The organism is Microcystis sp. M090S1, from assembly GCF_020246295.1.
Classification (GTDB): domain Bacteria; phylum Cyanobacteriota; class Cyanobacteriia; order Cyanobacteriales; family Microcystaceae; genus Microcystis; species Microcystis aeruginosa.
The window spans coordinates 1-6,963 of record NZ_JADBTF010000147.1; the positions used below are offsets into that span (position 1 = coordinate 1).

Annotated in this window: 7 protein-coding genes; 2 read left to right on the forward strand and 5 right to left on the reverse strand. The window is 44.0% G+C overall.

All coding sequences use genetic code 11. From position 1 onward, the window contains the following. The first annotated feature begins 110 nt into the window (after nt 1-110). On the forward strand, nt 111-701 hold the full coding sequence (locus tag IM477_RS06555) for a Uma2 family endonuclease (protein WP_287731014.1): 591 nt from the start codon (nt 111-113) through the stop codon (nt 699-701). 528 nt (nt 702-1,229) lie between these two features. On the opposite strand, the gene IM477_RS06560 is transcribed toward IM477_RS06555, so the two are convergent. Further along, nucleotides 1,230-2,432, reverse strand: a complete 1,203-nt coding sequence (locus IM477_RS06560) for a glycosyltransferase family 4 protein (RefSeq protein ID WP_287731015.1) — start codon at nt 2,430-2,432, stop codon at nt 1,230-1,232. A 13-nt stretch (nt 2,433-2,445) separates the two neighbouring features. After that, a complete protein-coding gene (gene aroC, locus IM477_RS06565; protein ID WP_287731016.1) occupies nt 2,446-3,546 on the reverse strand; it encodes a chorismate synthase in 1,101 nt (366 codons plus the stop codon). 241 nt (nt 3,547-3,787) lie between these two features. On the opposite strand from aroC, the gene sfsA reads away from it, so the two are divergent. Next, nucleotides 3,788-4,507 carry a DNA/RNA nuclease SfsA gene (gene sfsA / locus IM477_RS06570; protein ID WP_287731017.1) on the forward strand — a complete coding sequence of 240 codons (720 nt, stop codon included), beginning with the start codon at nt 3,788-3,790 and terminating at the stop codon, nt 4,505-4,507. 133 nt (nt 4,508-4,640) lie between these two features. Here the strand turns inward: sfsA and IM477_RS06575 are convergent, their stop codons facing one another. The 3 genes from IM477_RS06575 to IM477_RS06585 all read right to left on the reverse strand — a co-directional run bounded on the left by IM477_RS06575 (nt 4,641) and on the right by IM477_RS06585 (nt 6,706). After that, complete coding sequence (locus IM477_RS06575) at nt 4,641-5,252, reverse strand: NYN domain-containing protein (protein ID WP_287731018.1); 612 nt, start codon at nt 5,250-5,252, stop codon at nt 4,641-4,643. A 22-nt stretch (nt 5,253-5,274) separates the two neighbouring features. Further along, on the reverse strand, nt 5,275-5,943 hold the full coding sequence (locus tag IM477_RS06580) for an energy-coupling factor ABC transporter ATP-binding protein (RefSeq protein WP_190717991.1): 669 nt from the start codon (nt 5,941-5,943) through the stop codon (nt 5,275-5,277). 493 nt (nt 5,944-6,436) lie between these two features. Next, nucleotides 6,437-6,706 carry a UPF0367 protein family gene (locus IM477_RS06585; protein WP_002756830.1) on the reverse strand — a complete coding sequence of 90 codons (270 nt, stop codon included), beginning with the start codon at nt 6,704-6,706 and terminating at the stop codon, nt 6,437-6,439. Nucleotides 6,707-6,963 lie beyond the last annotated feature (257 nt).

Genomic DNA, 6,963 nt, shown 5'->3' on the forward strand with positions numbered 1-6,963 from the left:
TTGATCAATTTTTCCTTTGAGTTTGTATGCTTGCATGATGTTTTTTATGATACTCTGTTTTTATATCATATCATAGTCAACAAAATTCACTCTAAATTTGGGTTTAAATTATGATAACTACATTCATTGAACGAGAAGCAGAACCAATTTTAATTAGTGACTTAACCTGGAGAGAATTTAAAGCTGTTGAACAGCTAATCGATCGCCCAGGGTTAAGGTTATCTTTTTTAGATGGAGTTTTGGAGATTAGAAAAATGCCAGGGAAAAAACACGAAACCATCAAAGAACGTATTGGTGCTTTACTAGAAATTTATTTAGAATTTTTGGGATTAGATTTTACTCCTACTGGTTCTGTCACCTTAGAAAATGAATTTGAAAAGGTTAAAAGAGAAGGTGATAAATCCTATGAGTTGGGAGCAAATAGAAAACATCCTGATTTAGTGATTGAGGTGGTTGTTAGTAGTGGAGGAATTAATAAACTGGAAGCATACAAACGGTTACAAATCCCTGAAGTTTGGTTTTGGATGAATGATGAGTTATTGTTTTATAGTTTAGGAAATGAGGTATATGAGGCTGTTAGTAAATCGCAACTTTTACCGAGTTTAGATGTAGGTTTATTGATGCGTTGTATTAGTATAGAAAATCATGCTCAAGCACTGCGGGAATTTAGAGCAGGGATAAAAGTTATTGAATCAACATAACAATATAAAATGGTGATTTTTTCCGCCTATCTAAAGATTATGGGTTAACTTAAGAGTTGCAGAATGCCGAGAATTAAATTCTCAATATTCTATCAAAAGGGAACAAGTTTTTAACCGTTTCATCGCCTCCGTATTATTAGAAGAAAGACGAGCAGGTAATACTAAATCCGTTGAGTATATGTTACATATCAGGATAGGCAAGAGGCAAAAGGAGGAATAGATAATCAGTCTTTAATAACTGGATTTAGTATAAGTATTTCATATATAGCGGTGTGCAGTCGTATGAGGTACAGTGTCACGAGCTATAAACCATGCTAGGCAAAGCTTGGTCTGTATCTCACTCAAGCGCTTACCGCTATATGTTGATTGAGAAACCCTTACCCGGTAATACTTCTATGTTTAGTCATTCTCAATAATGACGGACTTATTGAGAATGACTAATTACCTGGCAAGTTCGCAGCTTTCTTTTCACTGATTACTGTTTACTATTCACTGATTGCTGTTCACTGATTACTGATCACTGAAAAATCAACCCAATAACCAATCTAGATGATCCTGTAAACATTGTTTGAGGTCGTAGCGTTGCTTGATAGTTTCCCTGGCATTTAAACGCAGATTTTGCCAACCCTGGGGATAATCTAACACTTCATCCACGCGATCGGCTATTTGTTGGGGAGAAAAGAAATCCACTAATAAACCATTTTCCCCATCGGTAATTAATTCTCGCACGGGGGGAGTATCGGAACCAATCACGACGCAACCCATCGCCATAGCCTCTAACATTGACCAAGAAAGCACAAAAGGACGAGTAAGATAGATATGGGCGGCCGATGCCTGTAAAACCTGTTTATATTGACCGTAGGGCAGAGAACCGGTAAAATGCACCCGGGATAAATCCAAAGAAAGGCTTTCTAACATCAATTGTTTATAGGTTTTGCCGTCCGGTAGAGTTTTCCCATAAGCAACCCGATCCTCCCCGACAATCACGATATGACAGTTAGGCCGACGGGCTAAAATTAGGGAAACAGCCGTCATAAATTGGGGAAAACCGCGATAGGGTTCCATTCCCCGGGTTGCATAGGTGACAATCTCCTTAACACCGGATAAATCTAAACCTATCTCTGGAATGACTAACTGCACATCGGGACGGGGACAGAAATAGTCCGTATCGATGCCATCGTGTAAAACCGTGAGTTTTGAGTGAAATTCGCGGGGAAATTGTTGTTTTTGCCAGATAGTCGGTGCTAAACCTCGATCGCAACTGACCAGATCGATGAGGATCGGGGCATTTTTAATTCTAATCCGGGCCTCGGCATCAGCATTAAGGGGATCCGCCGGATCAAAATCAGCATCGGAACCATGGGCATGATAAAACCATTCAAAATAGGCTAAAAACTTAGTTTTCGGGAAAATATCCTTGATAAATAGGCCCGGCCCCCAGCCAGAATGTGCATAGACAATATCGGGATAAAATCCTTGATTTTTCAGTTGTTGGCAAACACCATAAACCGCTTGACCTTGTAAAACCGCACTTTCAAGGGGACGGACATAATGATGGGTTTGGGGGGAAACAGCGCGACTTTCCTTGTAAATAAATTTTTTTACCCCCGCTATCTCTCCCTCCTGCCGGGTAGTGCCGAAAATAACTTGATTTCGGGGTTCTTGAGCCAAAACCGTGATTAAATAGCGAAATTGGGCGGGAAAATTGGAATGAAGGAATAAAAATTTCATCGCGGGTAAAGGTTTAGAAAAAGCGATCGCTAACCGTACATTGTCCCTGAAAACGGAGCAGATGATCGCATAATACCAAAGCCATCATCGCTTCCACCATGGGGACGGCCCGGGGTAAAACACAAGGATCGTGTCTTCCTTTGGCTGCCAGGGTGGTTTCTTCCCCGGTGCGCGTCACGGTTTTTTGTTCTTTACCGATAGTTGCGGTCGGTTTAAAAGCGATGCGGATAATAATATTTTCACCGTTACTAATTCCTCCTTGAATACCCCCCGAACGATTGCTATTGGTGCGAATTTCCCCGTTATCATCGATAAAATACTCGTCATTGTGTTCGCTGCCGGTTAAGAAGGTTCCCGCGAATCCCGATCCGATTTCAAATCCCTTACTCGCGGGTAAGGACATCATCCCCTTAGCTAAATCGGCTTCTAGCTTATCAAAAACGGGTTCTCCTAGACCTTTCGGCACATTTCTGGCTACACATTCCACCACACCGCCGATCGAGTCCTTATCCAGGCGAATTTGGTCGATCAGGGCGATCATTTTGGTGGCCGTTTCCCCGTTGGGACAACGCACTATATTACTTTCCACCTCGTCGAGGGTGACGGTGTTGGGGTCGATGATTGCCTCAATATCTTTAATTCGCTTCACATAGCCGATAATCTCGACATTATAGACAGATTTAAGGATTTTTTTAGCGATCGCTCCTGCAGCCACCCGGCCGATGGTTTCCCGGGCCGAGGATCTGCCTCCTCCTTTCCAGTTGCGAATGCCGTATTTTGCTTCGTAGGTAGCATCCCCATGGGAAGGTCGGAATTTCTCGGCCATTTCGTTGTAATCTTGCGAACGAGCATCCTGATTCCGCACTAAAATAGCGATCGGTGTACCGAGGGTTTTGCCGTCAAAAACGCCCGAAATTATCTCACAAATGTCATTTTCTCGGCGCGGGGTCACGATTCTGCTTTGTCCCGGTTTGCGACGGTCTAAATCGATTTGAATCTCCTCTTCGGAAATTTCTAAGCGCGGGGGACAACCATCGATAACCACTCCTACCCCACCCCCGTGAGATTCTCCAAAAGTGGAAACCCGAAATAGTCGTCCGAAAGTGTTACCCATAATCTCAATGTCTATTAAGCCTCAAGGTTTTATTGTACCTGAACGGTTATCGGTTTTTCGGGAATAGGGGTTGGGGGTTGGGAATTATGAATTATGAATTGGGTGGTGGGGTGGTGGGGTGGTGGGGTAGTGGGGTAGTGGGGAATTTAGCTGAAATTTCCCTATCTCCCCATCTCCTGTCTTCAGGTTAATATCCCAAAAAAAGGCTATTCTTTACTTTGTATTCCTCGGCAGAAATTTGATGACTTCCTTGTTAGTCCACACTTACCCTTCTCTTGTCAAGGGTATTTTAATTAAACGTTACAAACGCTTTTTTGCCGACATACAACTGGACAACGGAGAATTAATTACGGCCCATTGCGCTAATACCGGACCGATGACAGATGTATGTGTAGAAGGTCAACCGGTTTATCTTTCTCGCAGTGATAACCCGAAGCGAAAATTAGCTTATACCTGGGAGATGATTCAACTGGGGGAGACTTGGGTGGGAGTTAATACCAATCTTCCTAATCAGGTGGTGAAAAATGCCCTGTTGCAAGGAGTTTTTCCCGATTTGGTCAAAAATGACACCGAGGTGCGATCGGAAGTGGCCTACGGTCAAAATAACGGCAGTAGAATTGATTTTCTGTTGACCCATGGGGATAATTCCCTCACCTATATTGAGGTCAAAAATACCACTTGGAATCAGGGAGAAACGGCACTTTTTCCCGATACTGTCACCACGCGAGGACAGAAGCATTTACAGGAATTAATGGCTTTATTGCCAGCAGCGGAGGCGATTATGCTCTACTTTATTAATCGGGGTGATTGTGACCGATTTGCTCCGGGGGATAGTAAAGATGCTAAATACGGGCAGTTATTGCGTCAAGCAGTGGCTAAAGGAGTCAAAGTTTTACCCTGTCGCTTCCAAGTGACACCCACGGGAATTAATTATTTAGGTTTAGCAGAATTGCAGCTGTGAAACGAGTAGTTGAGAGCGGCCGGCTTTTGACAAAATCCCCCGAACCGCAACTGACCTTTAAAAACCTAGAGACACAGTTAGTTACCTGTGCCTCTACGGGGGATTTTTGTCGATACATATTTGAGGTAATTTGTCAAGGTTTTTGATAACTAATTCCGTGGCGCATTTTCTCTAATTTCTGTTGCACCTTAGCATCGAGAGAATGGAATAAAAAACGCCCTTTGGGACTTTGAGAAGAACTCTGGGATTTTCTCAGACGACGACCGGTTAAATCCACCTCGATTTCGAGACGTTGAGCGGAAATCCACTGGGCCCCATAACCCATAACGGTCATTTTTTGGGCATTATCAGAAGTAGCGACGATAATCCGTCCGATAGCTGGGGCGCGATCGTGCCAAAAATCGGCGCAGGTTTTCTCGATATAGGTGTCGGCGGTTTGAGCGTGAGCGGTAAAATAAACCGATAAATGGTTAGTGTAGCGTTCTTGGCTGCCGGGGGTATCTTGAAGGTAGGAATCGAAGACGATTTGGGTTTGATAACCCTGATGGTGGGTGTAACCGATTAGGGTTTCAATTAACTTGTCTCGCGCCGGTTCGAGACCGTGGCGATCGCTAATTTTTTTCAGGGACGGCCAAGCGCCGATGACGTTGTAGCCGTCAACCAGCAGAAGGGAACGATCAGAGGAATTAACCATGGCTTTGAGAGTGATTGGTGTGGCATTAAAGGCAGTTCTAAAAAACAGCATCCTAATGATATTAACAAAAAATTTAAGATTCAACCGCCGCACTTGCCAATAATCTCGCTTTTAAGTCTAGGGGATTTCCCCGATCCGTTACCTTGCCCCCCTCTAACAAAAATGCCCCATCGCTGTAATCCAATTCCTCCAGGCGATGCGTCACCCAAAGGGCTGTAATCCCCCGGTTTTTGACCAATTTCTGCACTTGAGAGACTAATTCTAACTGGGTATCCCCATCCAAAAGGGCGGTGGGTTCATCAAAGAGCAAAACCTCGCAATGACGAGCTAAAGCCCCCGCAATGGCGATTCTTTGCTTTTGTCCGCCACTGAGAGCATAGATCGGTCGTTTTTCCATTTCTAATAAATTCACCGCCCCTAGGGATTCCCGCACCCGGGCCCGAATTGCCGGCGTGGATAAACCCTCGGATACCAACCCAAAAGCCACATCTGCCCCCACTGTTGGCATAACTAACTGATGGTCGGGATTTTGAAAAACAAAACCGAGGGGGTTAGGTATCTCTATTTCCCCGCGACTAGGTTTTAATAATCCCGCTAAGAGCCGCAGCAGGGTTGATTTACCGCTGCCATTTGTCCCCAACAACATCCAAAATTCTCCTCTGGGAACTTGCAAAGAGCAGCCATTTAATACTGATTTCCCATTCGGCCAGCTAAACCAGAGATCTTTTACTTTTATAGTCATGAATTATGATTTTATCAGTGATCAGTTATCAGTTAAGCTAAGACTTATTTAAGGCTTGCTGAATCAATGTGAAATGTGGGCAAGATAGGGGTTTTGTGGCTTTTCTTGCTCCCACAGGTGCAAGATTTTGAGAGAATCGTGCTTCCAAACCTTGCGTCTTCATCGGCCCGAGTCCTGTAGGGGCGAAGCATTCGGGCAATAACCTATCGATGAAACCGTAGATTTTCTATCCGAATGCTTCGCCCGTACTTTTTGCCGCAAACCCTATTTAAACCGCTTATTCTTAATGATCAGCCGAATCTCCTCCAATCCCTTTACTGTTGCCTCTTGCAAGAGTGCCTCTTGCCTCGTCTCAACAAGCAATTTAAATGATGAACAGCTTATCAGTTATCAGTGATCAGATTTGAGTTGTGAGTGGAAAGTGTTATGTAGGCGGTTGCCGTTTTCTTGTCACTGATTACTGATTACTGCTCACTGATAACTGATTAAAGAACTATTCTGTGGCTAAAGCGACAAACCCCGGCGCTCTACCGGTGGAGGCAGCCCCGGATTTTTGTGAAACAATCACCGCACTGATCTGATCGCTCAAAACCGCCACCTTTTTATCGGTTTGTTTTTCACAGGTTAATTCTAATAATTCCGGATTCGGCGATCGCATAGCGTTAATAATTGTTTGATACAAAGCGTCTGCTGCTGCTTCTTCCTTGCGCTGCACGGAAATGGGGATGGGGGAGAGTTTCAGGGTAATATCGATCGAATACATAGTTTAGCGTTCCCTTCCAAAAAACAAGTCAAAAACCATTGTATAGCAGGGGTTGAGAAGTCAGTGATCAGTTATCAGTGATCAGATGTGAGTTTTCAGTTCACTGATTGCTGTTCACTATTGGGACTTAAACAAATTTCAAGCCCAAACAAAGCCTAAACTGGCTTTGTAAGCGGCAAACACATCCCGATTCTCGGTCAGCCACTCAAAGAAACGGAAAGACATCGCTGTCCGAAAAGCTTCCAAGGCTTCCACAA

Coding starts and splice junctions, on each gene's coding strand:
- IM477_RS06555 (WP_287731014.1), top strand. CDS start 111: ATGATAACTACATTCATTGAACGAGAAGCAGAACCAATTTTAATTAGT.
- IM477_RS06560 (WP_287731015.1), bottom strand. CDS start 2,432: ATGAAATTTTTATTCCTTCATTCCAATTTTCCCGCCCAATTTCGCTAT.
- aroC (WP_287731016.1), bottom strand. CDS start 3,546: ATGGGTAACACTTTCGGACGACTATTTCGGGTTTCCACTTTTGGAGAA.
- sfsA (WP_287731017.1), top strand. CDS start 3,788: ATGACTTCCTTGTTAGTCCACACTTACCCTTCTCTTGTCAAGGGTATT.
- IM477_RS06575 (WP_287731018.1), bottom strand. CDS start 5,252: ATGCTGTTTTTTAGAACTGCCTTTAATGCCACACCAATCACTCTCAAA.
- IM477_RS06580 (WP_190717991.1), bottom strand. CDS start 5,943: ATGACTATAAAAGTAAAAGATCTCTGGTTTAGCTGGCCGAATGGGAAA.
- IM477_RS06585 (WP_002756830.1), bottom strand. CDS start 6,706: ATGTATTCGATCGATATTACCCTGAAACTCTCCCCCATCCCCATTTCC.